Here is a 21,238-nt window from a genome sequence, read left to right as displayed (position 1 = left end):
CGGCCGCACTCTTGGATTGAAGGTGTTGGGAAAGGGAATAGGGAATCGTCAGTAGCTCCGGCTACTCGAAGGTGGGCTTGTAGGCTTCCTTGGAGTAGGTGAATACGGACTGGTCAAAATCGTTGTATTCGTTGTAACGAACCAGTTCGTAGAGGCGGGAGCGGTGCTGCATGCGCTCCAGCCAATCGGTCTGCAGGCCGGACTCGGCCATATCGCGAAGGAACTCCTCCGTCGCGCCCATGGCCACGCGGAAGGTGGAGACCGGCCAGATGACCGCGTTGTATCCAAGATCCTCGAGGGTCTTGGCGGACAACAGCTCCGTCTTGCCGAACTCGGTCATGTTCGCCAGCAGCGGGGTATCCACGGCCGCGCGGAACTTCTCGAAGTCCTCCGGCTTGTATAAAGCCTCGGTGAAGATGAGGTCCGCGCCGGCGTCCGCGTAAGCCTTGGCGCGCTCAATGGCGGCGTCAATGCCCTCCACCCCGGCAGCATCCGTGCGGGCGCAGATGATGAAGTTCTCATCCCGGCGCTCATTGACGGCGGCGGTAATGCGGCGAACCATCAGATCCGTGGGGACTACTTCCTTGCCGTCCAGGTGGCCGCAGCGCTTAGGGTTGACCTGGTCCTCAAGGTGGCAGCCGGCCAGGCCCGCGTCCTCGAGGGAGGCAACGGTGCGCGCCGCGGACATTGGTTCACCGAAGCCGGTATCCGCATCGACCAGCACCGGCAGGTCCGTCACGCGGGCGATTTGCCCGGAGCGGTTCGCTACCTCGGTCAGCGTGGTCATGCCGATGTCCGGCAGGCCCAGGTCGTTGGCCAGCACGGCGCCGGAGATGTAGACGCCGCCGAAGCCGCCGATGTCCTGGATGAGGCGTGCGGTCAGTGGGTTGAACGCGCCTGGAAGCGTGGTGATTTGTGAATCATTCAAGCTGGCGCGGAAGTCCGCGCGCTTTTCGGCATTGGTCTTTAAAGAGCCAAACAATCCAGCCATTTAGAACAGTCCCTCCGGGGTCTCAGGTGCTTGGTCAAGGCAGGCCTGGTTGACCTTGACGTGCAGTTCGGACAGGTCGGTGAGGTTTTCGAGGTTCTGCACGGCCTCGAGGAAGCGGTCCTGCTCCTCCGGGTCAACCAGGCCCTCGGCCAGCGTGCGGAACTTGTTGATGTACTGCTCGCGCTCGAATGGGCGGGCGCCCAGCGGGTGGGCGTCGGCAACGGCCATTTCATCCTCGATGACGGTGCCGTCCTTGAAGGTGATGACCGCCTTGGCGCCAAAAGCCTTCTCATTCGGGTCGTGGGAGTGGTAGCGGCGGGTCCACTCTGGGTCTTCCACGGTGGAGATCTTGTGCCACAGCTCCACGGTCTCTGGGCGTCCGGCGCGCTCTGGCGTGTAGGAGTTCACGTGGTGCCAGGTGCCGTCCTCGAGCGCTACCGCGAACATGTACATGATGGAGTGATCCAGGGTCTCGCGGGAGGCCTTGGGGTCCATCTTCTGCGGGTCATTAGCACCGGTACCAATCACGTAGTGGGTGTGGTGGGAGGTGTGCAGGACGATGGACTCAATGTCCTTGGTTTCTAGGCCCTTGTCCTCAATGGTGCCCTTCATGCGGCGTGCCAGGTCGATTGGTGCCTGCGCCTGGTACTCCGCCGAGTGCTCCTTGGTGTAGGTGTCCAGGATGGCGCGCTTTTCCTCGCCCTCCGCTGGAAGCGGAACGGTGTATTCACGCTCTGGGGAGTGCAGCATCCATGCAATGAAGCCGTCCTCACCCTCCCAGATTGGGGCTGGTGCGCCCTCGCCGCGCATGGCGCGGTCCACGGCCTCAATGCCCATCTTGCCGGCGAATGCTGGGGCGGATGCCTTCCAGGAAGAGATAAGGCCCTTGCGGGACTGGCGCGTGGCGGTGGTGGTGTGCAGCGCCTGGCCGATTGCCTGGTAAATGGTCTCAACCGGCAGGTTCAGCATGGTGCCGATACCTGCCGCAACGGATGGGCCAAGGTGCGCCACGTGGTCGATCTTCCACTCGTGCAGGCAGATGCCCTTCACGAGGTTGACCTGCACCTCGTAGCCGGTGGCGATGCCGCGAATCAGGGCCTTGCCGTCAAGCCCCTTGTGCTGCGCTACGGCCAGGATTGGCGGGATGTTGTCACCTGGGTGGGAATACTCTGCCGCCAGGAAGGTGTCATGGTAGTCCAGTTCCCGGACGGCGGTGCCGTTTGCGAATGCCGCCCATTCCGCGGAATAGGTACCCTCAGAGCCGAAGATGGTGGCGCCGCCTTCTTCTACCGGGTGCGCCTCAGCAATGACGCGGGCGGACGTCACCGGCCGGCGTGGGACGGATGCCACTGCAACCGATGCATTGTCGATGATGCGGTTGATGATCATCTCTTTGGTCTCTTCTGGAACCTCTACAGGATCAGCAGCCATCACGGCGATCTTGTGAGCCAGATGCTCCTCGATGGGGAAGTCTTCCGCAGACTTGTGAGTGCGAACTTTGTGCTCAATCACGTTGCATTCCTCCTTGGAGTGAAATCTTGAATTCTGTAGTGATGCACAGCCGGAGTGCCGATTGCGTTACACATCACACTAGAGCGTGGAAAGTAACCTGCACCATGTTTGTAAAATGTGAAATATTGCGTCATTATTAAGCGTAATTAGCGTAAGCTGTGGAATTAGCAGGTTAAGGCGGTTGAAAGGGGCCACGAGGCGATGGGCAAGATGTACGCGGGGGCACGTATCCATGCACTGCGAAAGTCGCGTGGACTGACCCAAGTGGCCATGGCGAAAGAGCTCAACCTGTCTACCAGCTATCTCAACCAGCTCGAAAATGACCAGCGCCCGCTCACCGTGACCGTTCTGATGCAGCTGACCCAGCGCTTCGACGTGGACGCCTCCTACTTTTCCGAGGACCGCGATGTCCGCACCATCAGCGAACTGCGCGTCATCTTCCCCGCCGCCAAGGAAAGCGAGTTGGCAGAGCTCGCCGCCCGCTTCCCTGAATTGATGCCGAGGCTTATCGACATAGCCGCCCGCGTCCCCGAATCCGCCGAGCTTAGCCCCTATGACCTCGTGCGCGATTTCTTCTACGAAGCCAACAATTACATCCACGAACTGGACATTCTGGGCGAAGAACTTGGCAAACGCATCGGCGGCAAGCTCTCCCGGCTCACCCAGCTTTCCGGCGTATTGGATTCCGAGCTCGGCGTGCACACCCGTTTCCGCTCCCACGAAACCGGCCCCCGGCGCATCTTTGACCCCACAACCCGTGAGCTTTCCCTGCGCAATGACCTCACCGGCGCCCAAACGTGCTTCGAGATGTCCATGTTTTACGCGGACAACATCCTGCAGGACCTGGTGGGTAACCTGGTGTCCACCTTGCCGACGCAGGAATCGCGCGACCTGGCCAGCTATGGCCTGCACCAGTACTTTGGCGCGGCGGTGACCATGCCGTACATGGAATTCCTGGACGTCGCGGAAAGCACCCGCTATGACATCGAGCGCATCGCCGGCCACTTTGGCACCGGCTTCGAATCCACTGCCCATCGCCTATCCACGCTGCAGCGAAACGGCGCCCGCGGCGTCCCTTTCTTCTTCATTCGCACGGATAGGGGCGGCAATATTTCCAAGCGGGCCTCTGCCACCAGCTTCCATTTCTCCCGCTCCGGCGGTACGTGCCCGCTGTGGGTTGTCCACCGCGCATTCGAAACCCCGAACCGCATCACCCGCCAGGTGGCTTCCATGCCGGATGGACATACTTATCTTTGGGTAGCCCGCATGGTCCAAGGCGCCGTGCGCAGTTTCGGCACCCCACACAAGGAGCACGCCGTGGCGCTGGGCTGCGATATTTCCGAGGCCCACCGCCTCATCTACTCCGATGCCCTCAACCTCTCCCCCGATTCAGCCACCCCCATCGGCCCGGGCTGTGACACGTGCCCACGAGAGGAATGCCCGCAACGCGCCATTGCCCTGTCAAAAGGGATCTCCCACGTGCGGCGGTAGGCCGGTAACGCCGCCACATGGGTAAGCGCGTTCTTCACGCCTAGGCGTTCGAATCCTCAGGCGGGAGTGTCCGGCCATTATGGAAGGCTCAAGGCATCAAGACATTGCCTTGAGATTCCTTATCACTCCTAATCACTACCCCTGGAGGTCCACCGTGTCAGAACGCAGCCCTTACGGCCCACCCCACCGCAACGACCCACAGCAGCCCTATGGGCCGCCGCAGCCCAGCCCCCTGCCGCACGCACCACAGGAGGACGGCCAGCACTACGAAAACCTGCAATTCAACGCCACAACCCCACCCATGCCGGAACCAAAGAAGAAAAAGGGCGGCTGCTTCAAATGGGGCGCCATCGCCATCGCGGTCGTGCTAGGCGTAGGTGCCATCGGCAATATAGCCGGCGGCGGCGACCCGGAAAATTCCACCGGGGCCACCGCCTCTAACGAGGAAGACCGCAACGCCCTAGGAGGAGAGCTTGGCGCGCCGGCCGCCGGGGAGGATGAATCCGTTCCGCTTGAGCACCGCAACGCGCTGCGCTCCGCGGAAAACTACCTTGACTTCACCTCATTCTCGGAAGCCGGGCTCCTTGAACAGCTCACCAGTGAGTACGCGGATAATTATCCAGAGGACGCGGCACAGTACGCAATGGATAACATCGACGTGGATTGGAATGCGGAGGCCCTTGAATCAGCCCAGGATTACGTGGACTCCCTTCACTTCTCCCAATCCGGGCTCCTTGAGCAGCTCACCAGCGAATACGCCGATAAGTTCACCCCGGAACGGGCGCAATACGCCGTAGACAACGTAGACGTTGACTACACGGAGGAAGCTAAGCAGGCCGCAGCGTCCTATCAAGAGTTATCCCCCATGTCCCGGGAGGAGTTGATCGGCCAACTCTCCAGCGAATACGGCGATGGGTTTACCTATGACCAGGCCATAGCCGGCGCAGACTCATTGGAATGGTAGTCCGCTGCTAAACCTGCCGGGAGAAGGAAACAAGGGCGTAGAGCAATTAACTCTGCGCCCTTGCTCCTTATCCGGGGACTGGGAAATCCCCAGGACCCGCAAGCCTTTTAGGCCAGGTCGTCATGGGCGACTAGGCGGCGCGCGGCCTCGGTGATGGTGCCGGACAGCGATGGGTACACGGCGAAGGACTCCGCCAATTGATCCACGGTCAGGTGGTTGGTGACGGCCACGGCGACGGGCAGGATGAGCTCGGACGCGGTAGGCGCAACGATCACGCCGCCGATGACGATGCCCGAATTGCGGCGGCAGAACAGCTTGACGAAGCCGTGGCGCAGGGAACGCATCTTCGCGCGCGGGTTGGTCTGCAGCGGCATGGTGATGGTGCGTGCGGAGACCTCACCGGACTCAATCTCGGCCTGGGTAAAGCCCACGGCGGCGATCTCCGGGCGGGTAAAGACCGCGGTAGCCACGGTGCGCATACGGATGGGGGAAACGCCCTCACCCAGCGCGTGGTACATGGCCACGCGGCCCTGCATCGCGGCAACGGATGCCAGCGGGAACAGGTCGGAGCAATCGCCGGCGGCATAGACGCCGGCGACGTTGGTGCGGGAGACGCGGTCCACGCGAATGTGACCGGAGTCAGAGACCTCAACGCCAATGTTTTCCAGGCCCAGGTCCTTGGTGTTAGGGATAGAGCCGATGGACATTAGCGCGTGGGAGCCCAGAATCTCGCGGCCATCGGCGGTTTTGACGGACACCCCGCCATCCTCGGTGCGGGTGACCGTATCCACGCGGCAGTTCTTCTCCAGCTGAACGCCGCGCTCCGCAAGGACGGTCTCCAGGGTATCGGCCGCGTCGGCATCGTCATGCGGGAGGATGCGGTCGCGGGAGGCCACCATGGTGACCTTGACGCCCAGCTCCGCGAATGCGGAGACCATCTCGGCACCGGTCACGCCGGAGCCCACCACAACAAGGTGTTCTGGAAGATCGGTCAGGTTGTACACCTGCTGCCAGGTCAGGATGCGTTCGCCGTCAGGCTGCGCGCCCGGCAGGACGCGCGGGGTGGCACCGGTTGCAATCAACACGAGGTCAGCCTCGATCACCTCGGTGCTGCCATCCGCCAGGGTTACGGTCACCTTATGGCCGGCAACGTTGGCGGTGGCCTGGTCCGTGTCGAAGTAGGCGCGACCGTTGACCACACGGATGCCGCGTTCCTCCATGTTGCGCAAAATGTCCTCAGACTGGTTGGCGGCCAGCGCCTGCACGCGCTCATTGAGAGCCTGCATGGACAGCTCCACCTCACCGAGCCCCTCGTTCAGGCCCATGTCATCCGCGCGGCGAAGGTCAGTCTTGATATTGGCGCCGGCGATAAAGGACTTGGAAGGAACGCAGTCCAGCAAAATGCCGGAGCCGCCCATGCCCTGGTCTTCAACGACCGTGATATCAGCGCCGTACTTCGCACCCGCCAGTGCCGCCTCGTAGCCCGCGGGGCCGCCGCCAACAATCACAATGCGCTTCGAAGTGTGGGACACGCGCTTACTCCTTCAATGCCTAAATATGCTCCGAGAATAATGACGGTTGATTAGTTTAACCGTTCGCGCATCATTATGCCCTATCGGGCATAAGGCGCCTCCGGGCTACGGCGGCGAGGAATAGGGGGCGGGAAAGCCGTCACTAGTCTTCGATGCGGGAGAATTGGTCCACCACGGAGCCAAAGAGCTTTACCCCTACGCCGATAGCTCGCTCATCTACTACCAGATCACCCATGTGGAGATCATGCTGCTCACCGTCGCCGGACCAGCACCCCAGGCGGGCCATGGAGCCGGGCACCTTCTCTAGGTACCAGGAGAAATCCTCACCGCCGGAGGATTGCGGCGCTTGGACTACTGCCTGCGGATCGATGCTGGTTGCCGCGGCCGCCAACAGAGCGGTTGCCACATCATCATTGAGAACCGGCGGCACGCCACGGTGGTAGGTTAACTCATGCTCCACGCCGGTCGGCGCCAGCACCTGCTCCGTGAGCTCAGTGAACAGGGCCTGCATCTTGCGCCAGATGGCGATATCCGCGGTGCGCACCGTTCCGCTAAGCGTGCCCGCCTCTGGCATCGCGTTGGGCGCGTAACCGGAATTGACGGTGCCAAAGACCAAGACCGTGCCGGTGCGCGGATCCACCCTGCGGGAGAGCAAACCCGGAAGTTCGGTTATCACCTTGCCGAGGGCATAGACCACGTCGGATGAAAGATGCGGACGGGAGGTGTGCCCGCCCGGGCCCTTGATCTCAAGCTCTACAACATCGGTAGCGGACGTGATTGCGCCGGTGCGCACGCCGATGCGGCCCACGCGCAGCTTCGGCTCGACGTGCACGGCGTAAATGGAATGCACGCCCTCCAGCGCTCCCCATTCGATGACATCCGTAGCGCCGCCAACCCAGACCTCCTCGGCCGGCTGGAAAATTACGCGCACGCCGATGGGCAGGCCATGGGCCTTATCAAAATCCGCCACAGCGCAGGCCAACCCCAATGCGATGGTGGTGTGGACATCGTGGCCGCAGGCATGGGCCACGCCAGGAACCTCAGACGTAAACTCTAGGCCCGTGACTTCCTGGATGGGCAACGCATCGATATCCGCACGGAATGCCACGCGGCCCAGATCCGTGTCAGGGCCAATGTCTACCTGCAGGCCGGTCTCCGGATAGCGGTGCGGTTTAAGGCCGTACTCTTCCAATATCGAGCACAGGAAGTTGGTGGTCTCCACCTCATTATTGGAGGTCTCCGGGTTGCGGTGGATATGGCGACGCCAGGAGATGACCTCAGCGCGGTGGGTGTCAAACCAGGAGTTGACGAACTCCGAGATGGTCACCGGTGCCGGTTGCGTCATAAGTGCGCCTCCCAAAAGCCGCGTCGAACAGGAGAAATAGACCGTGCTGCCTGTCATTTTTACACGTGAATAGACAAAGCAGTACGTTTTACTCGCTCCAGCTTACAACTTACCCAGCGCCCCGACCAACCGTTAGTTTCATCGGCCCCTGCCGTGCCCCTCGCTAGCGCGCCGCGGCCATCAGGCTCCCCCGCCGCTCAGCCACGTACTCGGCCGGAAATGGCATAAGGTCCTGCGGCGTGTCCCGGGGCTGCGCGGACGGCAAAAGCATCGCCGGCTCCACCTCAAGGGCTAACGCCAAGCGGTAGATAGTAGAAAGGCACGGGTCTGCCATGGAGTTGCGGTTATTTTCATTACGCTCCAGATTGGAAATCTGGTTGCGCGATATCCCGGAGATATCCGCCAGCGCCTGCTGCGAGAGCCCGCGGGCGCGCCGCAGGCTTTTAAGCTGGACGGAAAAGCTATACCCGTAGCGGGACCACACGAGCCTATGGACGGAGCCCTGCGAGCCGCGGCCAGTGCCGCTTGCGCTACGGGTCGACGAGCGCTTTCCCGCCCTGCGACCTGGGCGCGTGCCCGCTGCCGCCGTTGCCGTGGCGAGTCGTGCCTGGATTGGCCCCGATTGTTTAAAGGTGCGATTGAAATCCACGATAATTCCCCCGATGAATCGTCTTTTACCCGATATAGAAAAATCAGCAAGCCCCACGCCCCCGCGTGGAAACTTGCTGACCAGTCTAGCCAACCCGGCCCAACCATGGAACCCCTTTTACAAATGAGGGCGCCCGGCTAGGCGCTTCAACCCTTAGAAGTCGATGTTGCGCGGACCGTACAGGCGGTCACCCGCGTCACCCAGCCCGGGGACAATGTAGGCGTCCTCATTGAGCTCGGGGTCAATGCAGGCGGTCACCAGTTTTTCAATCGGCAATCCGGAATCGACCAGGGTGTCCACGCCCTTTTGAGCGGAAACCATGCAAACGCACACGATGTCCTTAGCGCCGCGGTCGGCCAGCAGGCGCAACGCGTAAATCAACGAGCCACCGGTAGCCAGCATTGGGTCCACCAGGAATACCTTGTGGCCTGACAGATCCTCAGGCAGCGCCTCGAGGTACGGAACCGGTTCGTGGGTCTCCTCGTTGCGAGCAAGGCCAATGAAACCCACCTGCGCGTCCGGAATCATGGACAGCGCCGGGTCAATCATGCCCAAGCCGGCGCGAATAATCGGAACAATAATTGGAGGATTCTCAAGGCGGGTGCCCTGCGCCACCGCCACTGGGGTTTCGCAATCGAAACTCTCGACGGGCAGGTCGCGGGAGGCTTCGTAGATGAGCATGGTGCCCAGGTCATTCAAAGCGGCACGGAACGCAGCGTTGTCACTGCGCTTATCGCGCATAAGAGTCAGGCGTGAAGCGGCCAATGGGTGGTCTACTACGTGGATTTCCATGACGTCTATCGTATGCCAGCATGAAAAAATTCGGGAACCATTGGGCGCTAATCACAGTCCAATGAGGTATGAAGATTTTTGACATTGACCCAGACCATGTCCGCGTCGTGGCCCGTGACCTCGCCTTTCAGGCCGAAAAACTAGGGCGCAGCCCAGACCCCGGTGGGGCCGGGGGATTCAGTGTTTACGGTGAGTTTGGCTCGGCAATGCGCGCTGCGTTGGCAGCGATCGCCGCCCATGAGGCGGCGCTGCGTAGGGATTATACGCACCTAGCCAGCCTGGGCCATGCCGTCGCCGCCGCAGGCAGGCGCGTAGACGGGGACTACGCTCGCGCGTTCGCCGGCGGTGGTGCCTAATGTGGATTGGTATCGCCAGCGCCCTGCGGGTCATCGCCGGCCTGACCCCTCCGCGCGTTGAACTCCCGCAGCTTCCGCCAGGCCCAGACTTGCGGCCAGTGCGCGAGTTGGCCCAGGCCACCCACGGCTCCGACGCCGCCCTCGTAGCCGCGGCCCGCCTCCTCGGCGAGGACAAATCCACCGTTGCGGCCGTGGCCCGCAAGGGCAAGGAACTCGCCGAGGCCGCCGCGGCGGACGTCCTGCTCATCGGCCAACGGCTCCTCCGTCACGCCTTGGCCCCCGGGCTGCGGATGCTGATTCCGGTGCCGGCGATTCAGGCCGCCGCCCGCGCCGAGCTGGCCGTGTTAGCACGGAGCTTCATAGCCCAGGCCACCCGCAGGGTCCAGGAATTGGCCTCAGACATGGCCGAGGCGGCCACTCCCCTGCTGCCCGTCGCACGGCGCCCGCCGGTGGAAACCACGAGCGGAGGCGCGGCGGCTCTTCGCGAGCTCGAATCGGCGGCGGCAACGAGCCGGGCAATTGCCCCCGTCGCCGCGCCGCGAGAGGCCGCACCGGAAACCCCGGCGGCGGTGGGCGAAGAGGCCCAGGGCGCGGGCAGCTCCGCCGGAGCCGCGGCCGTGGCGGCGGCGCGGAGCCAACTTGGAGCCCCATACGCCTGGGGCGGCACCGGCAATGGGGGTTTCGATTGCTCTGGGCTTACCCAATATGCATGGGGCCAGGCCGGGGTGGAACTGCCGCGTCTGGCTCAGGAACAAACTGTGGGAAGACAAGTCAGCGCCCACGAATTGCAGCTGGGGGACCTCGTGGTTTGGGATGGCCATGTGGCAATGTACGCCGGCGATGGGCAAATCATCGAGGCCGGAGACCCGGTCCAGACCAACCCACTGCGCACCACGAACATGGGCATGGCGTTTAAGGGCTTTTGGAGGCCAACGGGTTAGAAGCTGGCAGCTCACGCGGGCCAAATATGTGGATTGTCTTGCGATTTGAGTAGACTGTGTGCCCATGAGCACCCGCGCAATCGTTCCCGTACAGCTGTCCCTTACCGAGGGGGATTTTTTCACCCTCTACGCCCCAAAGTGGCGCCAAAACGGCACGGAATGGCACGCCTTTTTGGGCGATGACGTCAACGTACTGCTGTTTAACTCCCCCGCAGAACTCCTAGCCTTCATTGAGTCCGGTGCCCGCCATGACCTGCTAGGCCATCCGCACTGGGAGTCATTCAATGCGCGCGAAGCCGATCGTGTGGTTCCGGGCAAGCGGGATGAGTATGACCTAATCGGCGTGCCCGAGTACCTGGCGGGTCGCCCGTCCCACGAGAACGTCTCCACCGTCGCCCGCAACCTGGAGATCGCCGAGCACCTCGCCGAGGTTGCCGGCTGCAACAAGACCTCTATCTTCTTCGCCTCACACTCCATCCTGCGCAACGTGCCTCGCGGCGCCGAGCACTACTCCGGCGACCAGGGATTGAGTGAATGGTCCGGCGTGGGCCGCGTAATCCTGGGCAACTGGAAGCAGGTCATCGAGGACTTCGATGAGGCCGTCAAGATAGTCCCGAGCTCCGATCTAGATTCCGCCGCAATTACTGACGCAGAAACCCGCATCCAGGCCGCCACCGCCGCGGCCGAGAAGGCACGCACCGAGGCCGCGGAAGCGCGCAAGGCCGCCGCGGAGCAGGCTGACCCGTATGACAAGTCCGCGTGGGCCGCAGCCGGCATTGACCCGGTGAAAATCACCATCGATTCCAAGTCCGTATACACGTTGCGCACTTACCTGGGGTCCAAGCCTGTCTTCCTGGGCAAATGGGGTGAAATCTTCACCTTCCCAACCGGCAAGCACCTGCAGCGCTGGATAATGGAGCACGATGACCATGATTTGGCACGGGTGTCTACCTGGGAGGATTTGGCCACCGCTGCCAACGCCGGCGAGCTTGAGGTCATGGTCCACCCGGACAACCAGTACTCCTTTAACGGCCTTACCCGTTCCATAGAAAAGGGGCCAGAGGAAGTTGATGCGGATCAGCTGGGGCGCTGTTATGAAGTCTGCGCGGACGCGGCGGACTGGGCTGGCGATGATTCCATCAACGAGTTCCTCCTGGCAAACCCGCGCTTCCAGGATTACTTGGGATACATGCTGGGCTCCACCGAGCACGCGGGTTACGTCCCCTCCAAGCCGTACTCCGACCATGCGGAGGCCTGGAAGAAGATCGAAGAGATGCTGGTAAAGCGCTTCTCCAAGTTCTAGGCAAGCAGTTCTTTAGCACCTAGCCCCCTTTCAAGGCGGTTAGGTGCTTTTTCTTTGCTTAGTTTCCGCGCCCCAGGCGCTTGCCGGTATTTCACCTTCCGCCTCCTCGGCGTGCGCCTAGGCCCCTACCCCGGTTCTCACCGCGGCGATAAAGTCAGTGAGCAGCTTACGCGACTGTGGGGCCTTGGGCTTGATGTGCTCAAAACCGTGATATGCGCCCTCATAGACCTCTAAGTCGACGGGTACGCCGGCCTCCGCCAGGCGCCGGGCAAAGGCCACGGATTCATCGTGGAATAGGTCGATGCTGCCCACACCTATCCAGGTCGTGGGCAGCCCCTTCAGGTCCTCCCGGCGCGCGGGGGACGCATACTGTGGCAGCCGGCCCTGCTTGCCGCGGGCGATGTGGTCCGCGCCCAAATACTGCGCCCACGCTCCCCGGTTGGATTGCGGGGACCAGATGAACTGGCCCATGGAGCCAGCTTTTACGTCACCCACCTGGCCGGTGCGGTGGTCGATCATGGGATATACCAAGCCCTGGAAAGCCACGGGATGGCCCGCATCATGCGCGCGTTGGACCACTCCCGCGGCCAACCCGCCTCCGGCGGAATCACCGCAGACTGCAATCCGCTCCGGATCTATGCCTAGGTCCCGGGCGTTGTCCTGCATGTAGCGCAGCACCGCGTAGCAATCATCGAGGTCGGCGGGAAACGGTGCCTCGGTAGACTTGCGGTACTCCGCCGCGTAGACCACCATGCCCAGTTCGGCAGCGATGCGGGCATTTTGCGGGTCATAAAATCCCGCGCTGCCGATCAGGTGGCCGCCTCCATGGGTCCACAGCATTGCGGGCTTGAGGGTGTCCCTACCCGCGTGAGGGGTCAGCCTGCGGGCGCGGAAGGGATGGCCTTCAGGAGACTTGCCCGCGACTATGTCAAGGTCCACCGGATAATCAGCGCTATACGCGCGGTCCGGGTTGACCAGGTTTATCAGCCGGGACAACCAGATAAAGCCCCGCTCCGGTAGCAGATGACCCGGCCAGTAGAGCGCGGGGCTGCGAAGCTCGGGGGCTACCTCGGACAGAAATGGCCTGCGGGTTCGCGCATAGGCGTAGCCCGCCGCGCCCCAGGCGCAGGCGGTCAGCGCACCGGCCGCGGCCAGCCCTCCCGCGGCGTAGAGGCCACCCTTGACGCGCCGATGCATTAGTGCTGCTCGCCGTCTTCGGCGTCGGCATCTGGCTTACCGGCAAAGGCGGCATCCTCTGCGTATTCCGCGTCCGCATATGCCCGATAGCCGGGAACGATGTAGGTCTCCAGGATGTGCTGGCGATCCTCCATTGCGCAGTAAGCATTGTCCAGGGCCTTAACGGTGTGCTCAAAGAACTCCTCAAGGCCATAGGTGAAACGCTCGTGCAGGGCCTCAAACACGTCCGTGAGGCTGCCGGAGGCACCATCGCCGGCGCAAATGGCGCAGGTAAAGCCAAGCTGATGCAGCAGCGGCAGCGGGTGATCCTCAATGTCATCCAAGGCGCCTTGCCTCTGTTCGTGCAGGGGTGCCGATTCAATGGTCACCCGGCGGTCTCGCAGCCAGCTCGACACCTTGCCCGGAACGATGCCATCAACGGTCGCGGTGAAATCCTCCAATACCGCGGTCGCAAAGCCGATGCGGGTCGCCCCCAGCTGTACCGCCTGGCTAATCTCCTCGAAGTCCTCCGCTCCGGCCTGGACTGAAAACGGCACATACGCCTGGCGCAAAACTGCCGCGGCCTGCGCAACTGCATCCAGTGAACCGGGACCCGCAAAGTCAGCGCCCACCACGCGCGGGTCGCGTTGCGCGCATTCCACGGCCAGCCCGGCGATCTCCTCGGCGCGGCCCGTATCCTTACGCACCTCAATGACCAGGCGGGCATCGATGCCCGGCACGTCTAAACCTTCGAGAGCCAGGGAGATAATCTCCGCCGGACGGCCCTCGTAGGACTCGGGGCTCACACGCAGTTCCGCATACGCGACCCGGTCCGCTGCCAATTTTTCGAGGCATGCGTGCACGTCTTCGCGCGGATCTCCCGCGGCGGGGACGTGCACGTGGAGGTCCACCTTGGGCAGGGTCTCAATGATCTCACGTGAAGAGCTTTTGTTTTCCGGGCTAATAATCGGTGCGTCATGCATACGGACCATCGTAGGCGGGGGCTTAAGATGTGTCATGTCATGAAGAAGTTCCTTGCAGTGGCCGTCTGCGCCGCGCTAGCGTGCCCGCAGGCATACGCCCAGGAAGCCACCACGCCTCTTCCTGGGGTGGCGGAGTCCACCCCGGAGCCCACCACCCGCACCGCGGCCCCCTCAACTGATGATTGCCCGTTTCGTCTCACCCCGCCCAAGCCGGTCACTACGTCTGAACGCCTCGCACCGGGTCAGGCAGCCCCTACCCCGCTTCCGCCGGTGATGGACGCGGCGTGTGGCATCAGCGCCCCGGCCGGTTTCACCGTCCCCAAAGATCTCATGGCCAGCGCCTGGATTGTGGCGGACATTGATTCCGGTGAGATCATCGCCATCAAAGACCCACACGGCCGCTACCGGCCGGCATCGATCATTAAGGCGCTGCTGGCGCTCGTTGTAATCGAAGAGCTGGATCTCTCCACAACAATCGAGGCCTCCGAGGCTTCCGCCACTATTGACGGCTCGGCCGTAGGGCTGGGCTCCGGAGGCAAATACACCATCGAACAACTCCTGCAGGGGCTTCTCATGGCCTCCGGCAATGACGCGGCCCACGCCCTGGCCCAGGAGCTGGGCGGCGATGAAAGCGCGCTGGAGAAGGTCAATGCTCTGGCCAAGCGATTGGGAACCACCTCCACTTACGCAGCTAGCTATTCCGGACTCGATGCTCCTGGCATGTCGACCTCCGTCTACGACATGGCGTTAATCTATCGGGCCGCCTACTCAAACCCAGCGTTTGCCCGCCTGGTCAACACGGAAAAGGTGAAATTCCCCGGCTACGGCGATGTACCCGGATACGAGTTGTGGAATGACAATGGCCTCTTCTTAAACGACCCGGATGGAATTGGGGGCAAGACCGGTTACACCGATGACGCGAACCATACGTTTGTTGGCGCCCTGGACCGTAATGGCCGCCGCCTGTTCGCGGTTTTGCTTGATACCACCGTGGATCACGGCCCACGCGCCTGGCAGCAGGCCCAGCGACTCCTCAACGAGGCTTATACGGTCCCGGCGGGTTCCGGCGTAGACACCTTAAGTGCTCAGCGGGCCGAGTCCTCCAGGGATGAGCTATCTGCACCGACTTCTACGCCTTCTGGTTCTGCCCCCACCCCGGCGCCCGCTGCCACGAATCCTGATCTAGAGCCCACGCTGAGCACCAGTGGCGCCTGGGTTCCCTGGTTGATTGCGTTCTTAATCGGCTCCTGCGCCCTAGCCGCGGCGTTCTGGTCCATATCCCGCCGTCCCGGCCGGCACCGCAAGCGCTAGGGTTGTTTACGCATCTTTACGACCTCGGCATCAACTATGTCATCGTGGACCGAAATAAAATCGTTGCTTTTGTTGATGCTGTCCCAGCCCCAGATAGCGCCCACAATGGATGCGACGGTTCCAGGGCCCGGAATGAAGTACACCAGTTTGAACCATTGGCGCTTCGCTGACTCCACCACGCTGAGCTTTTGTCCGTTCTTGCGGTTCCTAACCTCATAGCCCAGCAGCTTCTTGCCCAAGGTCGCGCCGAACCGTGATTCCAGCCCCACAACGTAGAGGACGGAAAGCAGTAGTAGGGATAAGGCTGCAGTATTATCCGTCCATGCGAACAAACCGACCGCCAGGGACGAAAGCATTGCCACGACGCTAAAATCAATCATGGCCATTACAACCCGCTGGCCCGCCGTGGCCCGCTCCGCAGGGCCGTTTAAGTAGGCGGAGTAGGCCCGCAGATTATCCGCAGTTTGCTCAGGAACCTCAGCCGGTACAGGGGCCTGATAGCCCCGCTGCTGGAACGGATTGTAAGGCTGGGCGTATGGGGAAGGCTGCGGCATCTTGTACGGCTGCTGCGGCCTTGGCTGCGGTTGCTCCGGCGGTTGCGGCGGGACCGCGCCACGCTGCAACGCGGGATCCGGCCAGACACCGAAGTTTGCCAAATACTCCAATTCGGCCCTCGTGATGGCACGCCCCGCGGCCAGGGCCCGGTCATACAGGCCGCGCTTAGCGGGGGAAGAAAGCACCGCGAACGCCAACTGCAACTCGGATCTACGCGGGTCCGTGACCGCGCAACCCTGCGACTCTAAAAGGGCATCCTTGTCCGCCAGGAGTATGCCCATCGCAGAACACGCATCACCGCGGTCTAGACCATAGTACTCATACAGGTTCGGCACGTTCGCTGAAGAAGTCATAAACCCGATATTAGTCAAGCCCCCGGACATTCCGACGCGGAACGTTCGAAGACTTGTTGTCTTAGCTTTAGCGGGCTAGACCCCGCGGGGTTACTTCTTGCGTAGCAAGGCCACAGCACCGGCGGCTACGGCACCCAGCGCCGCGCCCGCGCCAAGGGTGGCCCCGGTAGATGGGCCTTCCTTAATCTCGTTGCGCACGCGAATGACGGCGGGGGCTGGAACCGGCGTCTCAACCATGCGCATGGACTCCTCGGTCGTCGCAGTCCAGGCGGAAACGTACAGGATGACGCGCCATACCAGGTAAAGGACAATCATCAGGGCGATAACCGGGCCAAAGACTGCGCCGGCGGGATTGCCCGTTGCGGAGGAGACAATCACGGTGGACAGCTGCTTAATCAGCTCGAAGGCCACGGCGCCAACAAGCGCGCCCTTGAGCGCGGACTTCATTGGCACCTTGGTGCGCGGCAGGAACTTAATCAGCCACAGCATGACCAGGAAGTTTGCCAGCAGGCCGATGGCTAGACCAATCAGCCAGAAGACGATGCCCATGCCCGGGAACTCGTCCAGCCCAACCCAGCCGAAGATGGTGCGGATGATTCCGGAGGAGGCAATCGCGGTGACGCCGAAGGCAAGCACCAGGGCCAGCAGCAGGCCAATCAGGCCGAGCAGGTCCTTGAGCTTGGTGACAAAGAAGTTACCGGTGCCCTCATTAACATCCAGGTTCCACATCGCCGAGATGCCCGCGCGCAGGTTGAACATCCAGCCCAGGCCGGACCACAGGGCCGTCAAACCACCGACGCCGAACATCGCGGCGCGCTGACTAATCGCGGTTTCCAGGATCTCATTGACCGTATCGGACAGATCCCCCTCGATCGAGGAGGTGATCTGCTCCTGCAGCTGGGTCATCAGCTCGGGGCGGTTTGCCAGGACCGCGGCCGCTGTTGCGGTAAGCAGCATCATCAGCGGGAAGATGGAGAGGACGGAGAAGTACGTGATACCCGCGGCGAACTGGTTGCCTCCCTCGGAGACGTAGCGGTCCTGCATGCGCATCAGGTGGTCTACCATGGGCGACTTATCGCGCACCTTATCGATTGCGGTTGGCTCATCCTGACGGCTGCGTTCGATGCCGTAATCGTCAGTCTTCTCACTGTTCCATTGCGTCGTAGTTGCCACGGCGAGAAAGAATCCCTTCTGCGTCTGTTGTCACGTGATCGTCACTCGGGGTTGTTCACGATAGAGAATCTATTAACCAGGACTAGCGTACTGATAAATGAGTTGGGATAGTTAGCTAGGTAGCCAAACGGCCCCGCATTGTTGCCAGATTGCAACCCTGCGGGGCCTGCGAGCCCGCCCGGACTCGCGCCCGTTTAGTCGCCTTCGTCAACGCCTGAGCGTTCACGAAAGCGGGTGCGGGACCTAGCGGCGCAGACGTGGAAGGAACCCCACGGCGTCATACACCTTGTCGAGGAGGGGCTCGGCGACCTCGGACGCGCGGTCGGCGCCGTCGGCCAGGATGCGTTCCAGCTCCCCGCGATCCGCCATGAGCTCGTCGAAGCGGGCCTTAAGCGGGGTGACGAACTGTTCCAGCACCTCGGCGGTATCCACCTTCAGGTGGCCGTAGCCCTTGTCTGCGTACTTGTCCACGAGGGAGTCGATGGACTCTCCGGACAGGGCGGAGTTGATGACCAGCAGGTTGGACACGCCCGGCTGATTCTCACGATCGAAAGCCACCTTAGCCAGGTCATCGGTCACGGCTGACTTAATGCGCTTAGCGGATGTCTTTGGCGAATCCAGCAGGTTAATCAGGCCCTTGGGGTTGTCACCGGATTTTGACATCTTGGACGTTGGATCCTGGAGGTCGTAAATCTTCGCTGCCCCTTCGGGAATAAACGGCTCCGGCACGCGGAAGACCTCGCCGAAGCGGGTGTTGAAGCGCTCCGCCAGGTTGCGGGTGAGCTCCAGGTGCTGGCGCTGATCCTCGCCCACCGGCACGTAATGCGGGGAGTAGAGCAGGATATCGGCCGCCATGAGCATGGGGTAGGTAAAAAGGCCCACGGAGGTGCGGTCAGAACCGCGCTTTGCGGACTTGTCCTTGAACTGCGTCATGCGGGAGGCCTCACCGAAGCCGGTCAGGCATTGCAGCACCCAGGTCAGCTCGGCGTGGGCTGGCACGTGGGACTGGACAAACAGGGTGGAGCGGGTTGGGTCAATGCCCAGCGCAATCAGCTGCGCCGCGCCGGCGATGGTGCGTTCGCGCAGCTCGGCAGGATCCTGATCCACCGTGATGGCATGGAGATCGGGGATGAAGTAGAAGGCGTCATAGCCCTCCTGCAGATCGATCCACTGCTTCAACGCGCCCAGGAAGTTACCCAGGTGGTAAGAATCAGCGGTGGGCTGAATGCCGGACAGGATGCGGGAGCCTGCGGCGGGGGTTGGGGTGGTGGTTTCTTCAGACATGTCTTCCTACTTTAAGGCCCTATGGGAGCAATAAAAAACGGCGTACCGGATTAAAGGGTACGCCGCCGCTAGCACGTGGAGTGCTAGATCGTCGATGCTTCTACAGCTTGCGGGAGGTAGGGCTCTTGATATCGAGGAAGGTTGCGATCGCAGCCACGATTAGAGCACCGCCAACACCCGCGAGGATGGTTGGAGCAAGGAATGCGAAGGACGGACCCATAACGGTCCACCACCACAGGCCTACCGCTAGGAGGATAACCCCCAGCACCAATTCAATAATTGCGCTTGCCATGCTATTTACTCCAGGAAGTGTGAGTTCGTTTAAAAACTTGGTTCAGGACCCGGCTAGTCTACCATTGCGCGGGTGCGGGTCAAGGGCACCGGAGAAGTTTAGCGATACTCAACAACCACCGGCGAATGATCAGACCAGCGCATCTCCACGCTATCGGCGCGGTCCACCCAGGTGCGTTCCGCGCGGTCAAGCATGGGCTTAGTGGCCGCCTGGTAGTCGATGCGCCACCCGGCGTCATTGTTGAAGGCCTGCCCACGGTAGGTCCACCAGGAGTACGGGCCGTCCGCGTCGGGGTGCAGGCGGCGGACCACGTCAAACCACTGCGGCGATTCCGAGGCCTGCCAAGCGGTATTTCCCGCATACTCCACCGCGCCGAAGTAGTCTCCCAAGCCCTTCTTTGCCTGCGGCTCCGGGTCCGGGAAGGCGCCAAAGACGTGATCCATAAACGCGCGCTCCTCCGGCAGGTGACCGGACTTTTTCTCATTTGACTTATTGTTCTTCAAATCCTGCGCGCGGTGGCAGATGTTCCAGTCGCCGCCGATGACCATGTTGGGGTAGCTTGCGGGGCGCTCGGCCAGCACCTGCGCGAACTCATCGAGGAAACGGTATTTCTCATCCTGCTTCTCCGTGCCCACGGCGCCGGATGGCAGGTACAGGGAGGCCACACGGAAGCTTTCGCCTTCCTTCTCAACGGATGCCTCAATGTAGCGGCCGGTGGCGAAGGAACCAAAACCAACGGAGACCTCGGAAAGCGGGGTGCGGGATAGGATGCCCACGCCCGCGCGGCCCTTGGCCTCAGCCTCGCTCATGGCCAAGTGGGACCAGCCGGCCTCCATGGCCGGTGCCAATGCCGCTTCGGTCTGCTTGGGGGTTGCGCGCACCTCCTGCATAAGCACCACGTCAGCGCTGGTTTGTGCGAGCCAGTGGTTAAATCCCAGGTTCTCCTCGCTGCGTTGCTTGCACGCCGCGCGGATGCCGTTGACATTGACAGAAGCGATGGTAAAAGTCATGACAGTTACTCTACAGACACCTTCTTGACGGCTTGGGTAACCACCCACACGACAATCGCGGCCAATGCCAGGCCCGCGCCCGCCAGCGCCGGGGCGCCGTAGCCAAAGCCCGCGCCGATCACCGCGCCGCCCAGCGCCGCGCCGGCCGCATTCGCCAAGTTGAGGGCGGAATGGTTCAGCGATGCCGCCAGGGTTTGGGCGTCCCCGGCCACATCCATGAGGCGGACCTGGAGGGATGGCACCAGCGCGGACCCAAAGAATCCCACCAGCCCGAAGTTGGCCATGCCCAGCCACGGGTGGTGCGAGGTGAAGAAGAAAGCCACGAGCACGGTAACGATCATCACGAGCGCGAGCAGGATGCCCAGCTCCAGGTTGCGGTCCGCCAGCCAGCCGCCCAGGAAGTTACCGAGGACCATGCCCACGCCGTAGACGGCTAGAACTACCGGCATCCAGGATTCCGCGAGCCCGGCGCGCTCCGTCATGATCCAGCCGATGTAGGTGTAGACCGCGAACATTCCGCCGAATCCCACCGCTCCCATGAGCAGGGTGAGCCACACCTGCGCGCGCTTGAACGCGCCCAGTTCCGTGGCCACGGAGGTGGGCTTCATGCGGGTCATGTGTGGCATGAGGGCATAGAGCAGGGCCAAGGTGGTCAGCCCGATGAACGCCACCAGCACGTAGGCCGCGTGCCACCCCAGCCCAGCGCCGAGGGCCTGGGCGGCTGGCACACCAACGACCGTGGCCACCGAAAGGCCCAGGCCAATAAGCGCCACCGCCCTGCCGCGCTGGCCGCGATCCGCCATGGACGCCGCGCATAAGCCGGCCACGGAGAAGTATGCGCCATGGGGCAACCCGGCGATAAAGCGCGCGGCGAGCAACACGGGGTAATTGGTCGCCAGCACGGACAGAGCGTTGCCCACGGTAAACGCGGCCATCAAAATGATGAGTAGGCGGCGGCGCGGAATGCGGCCGGTAAACGCGGTGATAAGAGGCGAGCCAATCACCACGCCCATGGCGTATGCGGAAATCACCTGCCCGGCCGTATCCTCGGTGACCCCAAAGTCCTCTGCGATGAGCGGCAGCAGGCCCATGGAGACGAACTCCGTAGTGCCGATGCCAAAGCCGCCTAAGGCTAGGGCCACCATGATGATGGCGCGTTGGCGCTTGCTGATCTGGGTTTGCTGGGGGATTCTGCGCGCGATTTTCACTCGCGCAACCCTAGACC

Annotated in this window: 20 protein-coding genes; 6 read left to right on the top strand and 14 right to left on the bottom strand. The window is 62.3% G+C overall.

Annotated features, from left to right (window positions below; all coding sequences use genetic code 11):
• Positions 1 to 61 precede the first annotated feature (61 nt).
• Together prpB and prpD are read right to left on the bottom strand one after the other, a co-directional pair.
• Complete coding sequence (gene prpB, locus CENDO_RS02495) at positions 62 to 991, bottom strand: methylisocitrate lyase (RefSeq protein WP_136140629.1); 930 nt, start codon at positions 989 to 991, stop codon at positions 62 to 64.
• Positions 992 to 2,503 (bottom strand): 2-methylcitrate dehydratase PrpD, encoded by a 1,512-nt coding sequence (gene prpD / locus CENDO_RS02490; RefSeq protein ID WP_136140628.1) that lies wholly within the window; start codon positions 2,501 to 2,503, stop codon positions 992 to 994.
• Between the two features lie 201 nt (positions 2,504 to 2,704).
• Between prpD and CENDO_RS02485 the strand changes: the two genes are divergently transcribed.
• Complete coding sequence (locus tag CENDO_RS02485; protein WP_136140627.1) at positions 2,705 to 3,994, top strand: short-chain fatty acyl-CoA regulator family protein; 1,290 nt, start codon at positions 2,705 to 2,707, stop codon at positions 3,992 to 3,994.
• Positions 3,995 to 4,148: 154 nt separating this feature from the next.
• Positions 4,149 to 4,958 carry an Ltp family lipoprotein gene (locus CENDO_RS02480; protein ID WP_246014348.1) on the top strand — a complete coding sequence of 270 codons (810 nt, stop codon included), beginning with the start codon at positions 4,149 to 4,151 and terminating at the stop codon, positions 4,956 to 4,958.
• Between the two features lie 107 nt (positions 4,959 to 5,065).
• Here CENDO_RS02480 and CENDO_RS02475 read toward each other — a convergent pair whose 3' ends face one another.
• The 4 genes from CENDO_RS02475 to upp all read right to left on the bottom strand — a co-directional run bounded on the left by CENDO_RS02475 (position 5,066) and on the right by upp (position 9,276).
• The gene (locus CENDO_RS02475; RefSeq protein WP_136140626.1) at positions 5,066 to 6,490 is read right to left on the bottom strand and encodes an NAD(P)H-quinone dehydrogenase; all 1,425 of its coding nucleotides are present in this window, start codon (positions 6,488 to 6,490) and stop codon (positions 5,066 to 5,068) included.
• A gap of 142 nt (positions 6,491 to 6,632) precedes the next feature.
• Complete coding sequence (locus tag CENDO_RS02470; protein ID WP_136140625.1) at positions 6,633 to 7,835, bottom strand: amidohydrolase; 1,203 nt, start codon at positions 7,833 to 7,835, stop codon at positions 6,633 to 6,635.
• A gap of 163 nt (positions 7,836 to 7,998) precedes the next feature.
• Complete coding sequence (locus tag CENDO_RS11410; RefSeq protein WP_246014346.1) at positions 7,999 to 8,484, bottom strand: helix-turn-helix domain-containing protein; 486 nt, start codon at positions 8,482 to 8,484, stop codon at positions 7,999 to 8,001.
• Between the two features lie 153 nt (positions 8,485 to 8,637).
• Positions 8,638 to 9,276 (bottom strand): uracil phosphoribosyltransferase, encoded by a 639-nt coding sequence (gene upp / locus CENDO_RS02460; protein WP_136140624.1) that lies wholly within the window; start codon positions 9,274 to 9,276, stop codon positions 8,638 to 8,640.
• Between the two features lie 68 nt (positions 9,277 to 9,344).
• Between upp and CENDO_RS02455 the strand changes: the two genes are divergently transcribed.
• The 3 genes from CENDO_RS02455 (at position 9,345) to CENDO_RS02445 (ending at position 11,876) form a co-directional block, all read left to right on the top strand.
• The gene (locus CENDO_RS02455) at positions 9,345 to 9,632 is read left to right on the top strand and encodes a hypothetical protein (RefSeq protein ID WP_136140623.1); all 288 of its coding nucleotides are present in this window, start codon (positions 9,345 to 9,347) and stop codon (positions 9,630 to 9,632) included.
• Positions 9,632 to 10,573, top strand: a complete 942-nt coding sequence (locus tag CENDO_RS02450; protein ID WP_136140622.1) for a C40 family peptidase — start codon at positions 9,632 to 9,634, stop codon at positions 10,571 to 10,573. Before CENDO_RS02455 ends, CENDO_RS02450 begins: the two co-directional genes overlap by 1 nt.
• A 64-nt stretch (positions 10,574 to 10,637) precedes the next feature.
• A complete protein-coding gene (locus tag CENDO_RS02445; protein WP_136140621.1) occupies positions 10,638 to 11,876 on the top strand; it encodes a hypothetical protein in 1,239 nt (412 codons plus the stop codon).
• 117 nt (positions 11,877 to 11,993) lie between these two features.
• On the opposite strand, the gene CENDO_RS02440 is transcribed toward CENDO_RS02445, so the two are convergent.
• Both CENDO_RS02440 and CENDO_RS02435 read right to left on the bottom strand, forming a co-directional pair.
• Positions 11,994 to 13,073, bottom strand: a complete 1,080-nt coding sequence (locus tag CENDO_RS02440) for an alpha/beta hydrolase (protein WP_136140620.1) — start codon at positions 13,071 to 13,073, stop codon at positions 11,994 to 11,996.
• Positions 13,073 to 14,071, bottom strand: a complete 999-nt coding sequence (locus tag CENDO_RS02435; protein ID WP_246014344.1) for an amidohydrolase family protein — start codon at positions 14,069 to 14,071, stop codon at positions 13,073 to 13,075. Before CENDO_RS02435 ends, CENDO_RS02440 begins: the two co-directional genes overlap by 1 nt.
• 3 nt (positions 14,072 to 14,074) lie before the next feature.
• Between CENDO_RS02435 and CENDO_RS02430 the strand changes: the two genes are divergently transcribed.
• Positions 14,075 to 15,346: a D-alanyl-D-alanine carboxypeptidase family protein gene (locus CENDO_RS02430; RefSeq protein WP_136140619.1), complete on the top strand. Its 1,272-nt coding sequence runs from the start codon at positions 14,075 to 14,077 to the stop codon at positions 15,344 to 15,346.
• On the opposite strand, the gene CENDO_RS02425 is transcribed toward CENDO_RS02430, so the two are convergent.
• The 6 genes from CENDO_RS02425 to CENDO_RS02400 form a co-directional block, all read right to left on the bottom strand.
• Positions 15,343 to 16,254 carry an RDD family protein gene (locus CENDO_RS02425; RefSeq protein ID WP_168707157.1) on the bottom strand — a complete coding sequence of 304 codons (912 nt, stop codon included), beginning with the start codon at positions 16,252 to 16,254 and terminating at the stop codon, positions 15,343 to 15,345. The two genes, CENDO_RS02430 and CENDO_RS02425, sit on opposite strands and share 4 nt — an antisense overlap.
• Before the next feature lie 90 nt (positions 16,255 to 16,344).
• The gene (locus CENDO_RS02420) at positions 16,345 to 17,427 is read right to left on the bottom strand and encodes a YhjD/YihY/BrkB family envelope integrity protein (RefSeq protein WP_136140617.1); all 1,083 of its coding nucleotides are present in this window, start codon (positions 17,425 to 17,427) and stop codon (positions 16,345 to 16,347) included.
• A 243-nt stretch (positions 17,428 to 17,670) separates the two neighbouring features.
• Complete coding sequence (gene trpS / locus CENDO_RS02415) at positions 17,671 to 18,711, bottom strand: tryptophan--tRNA ligase (protein WP_136140616.1); 1,041 nt, start codon at positions 18,709 to 18,711, stop codon at positions 17,671 to 17,673.
• 100 nt (positions 18,712 to 18,811) lie between these two features.
• On the bottom strand, positions 18,812 to 19,003 hold the full coding sequence (locus CENDO_RS02410; protein WP_136140615.1) for a hypothetical protein: 192 nt from the start codon (positions 19,001 to 19,003) through the stop codon (positions 18,812 to 18,814).
• A gap of 98 nt (positions 19,004 to 19,101) precedes the next feature.
• Positions 19,102 to 20,013, bottom strand: coding sequence for an exodeoxyribonuclease III (locus CENDO_RS02405; protein WP_136140614.1), 912 nt, complete (start codon positions 20,011 to 20,013; stop codon positions 19,102 to 19,104).
• Positions 20,014 to 20,018: 5 nt separating this feature from the next.
• Entirely contained in the window at positions 20,019 to 21,221 is a 1,203-nt protein-coding gene (locus CENDO_RS02400; protein ID WP_342773420.1) for an MFS transporter, read from the bottom strand.
• Positions 21,222 to 21,238 lie beyond the last annotated feature (17 nt).

Origin of the sequence: Corynebacterium endometrii, from assembly GCF_004795735.1 — a bacterium.
Taxonomy (GTDB): Bacteria; Actinomycetota; Actinomycetes; order Mycobacteriales; family Mycobacteriaceae; genus Corynebacterium; species Corynebacterium endometrii.
Note: the sequence above shows the minus strand (reverse complement) of the source record. Positions and strands in the feature narration are given on the sequence as shown.

Excerpts from the sequence above, each read along its gene's own strand:
- CENDO_RS02410 (WP_136140615.1), bottom strand. The coding sequence starts at position 19,003 with ATGGCAAGCGCAATTATTGAATTGGTGCTGGGGGTTATCCTCCTAGCG.
- CENDO_RS02485 (WP_136140627.1), top strand. The coding sequence starts at position 2,705 with ATGGGCAAGATGTACGCGGGGGCACGTATCCATGCACTGCGAAAGTCG.
- CENDO_RS02425 (WP_168707157.1), bottom strand. The coding sequence starts at position 16,254 with ATGACTTCTTCAGCGAACGTGCCGAACCTGTATGAGTACTATGGTCTA.
- prpB (WP_136140629.1), bottom strand. The coding sequence starts at position 991 with ATGGCTGGATTGTTTGGCTCTTTAAAGACCAATGCCGAAAAGCGCGCG.
- CENDO_RS02440 (WP_136140620.1), bottom strand. The coding sequence starts at position 13,073 with ATGCATCGGCGCGTCAAGGGTGGCCTCTACGCCGCGGGAGGGCTGGCC.
- CENDO_RS02445 (WP_136140621.1), top strand. The coding sequence starts at position 10,638 with ATGAGCACCCGCGCAATCGTTCCCGTACAGCTGTCCCTTACCGAGGGG.
- trpS (WP_136140616.1), bottom strand. The coding sequence starts at position 18,711 with ATGTCTGAAGAAACCACCACCCCAACCCCCGCCGCAGGCTCCCGCATC.
- CENDO_RS02470 (WP_136140625.1), bottom strand. The coding sequence starts at position 7,835 with ATGACGCAACCGGCACCGGTGACCATCTCGGAGTTCGTCAACTCCTGG.
- CENDO_RS02435 (WP_246014344.1), bottom strand. The coding sequence starts at position 14,071 with ATGACACATCTTAAGCCCCCGCCTACGATGGTCCGTATGCATGACGCA.
- CENDO_RS02455 (WP_136140623.1), top strand. The coding sequence starts at position 9,345 with ATGAAGATTTTTGACATTGACCCAGACCATGTCCGCGTCGTGGCCCGT.
- CENDO_RS02430 (WP_136140619.1), top strand. The coding sequence starts at position 14,075 with ATGAAGAAGTTCCTTGCAGTGGCCGTCTGCGCCGCGCTAGCGTGCCCG.
- CENDO_RS02405 (WP_136140614.1), bottom strand. The coding sequence starts at position 20,013 with ATGACTTTTACCATCGCTTCTGTCAATGTCAACGGCATCCGCGCGGCG.
- CENDO_RS02450 (WP_136140622.1), top strand. The coding sequence starts at position 9,632 with ATGTGGATTGGTATCGCCAGCGCCCTGCGGGTCATCGCCGGCCTGACC.
- upp (WP_136140624.1), bottom strand. The coding sequence starts at position 9,276 with ATGGAAATCCACGTAGTAGACCACCCATTGGCCGCTTCACGCCTGACT.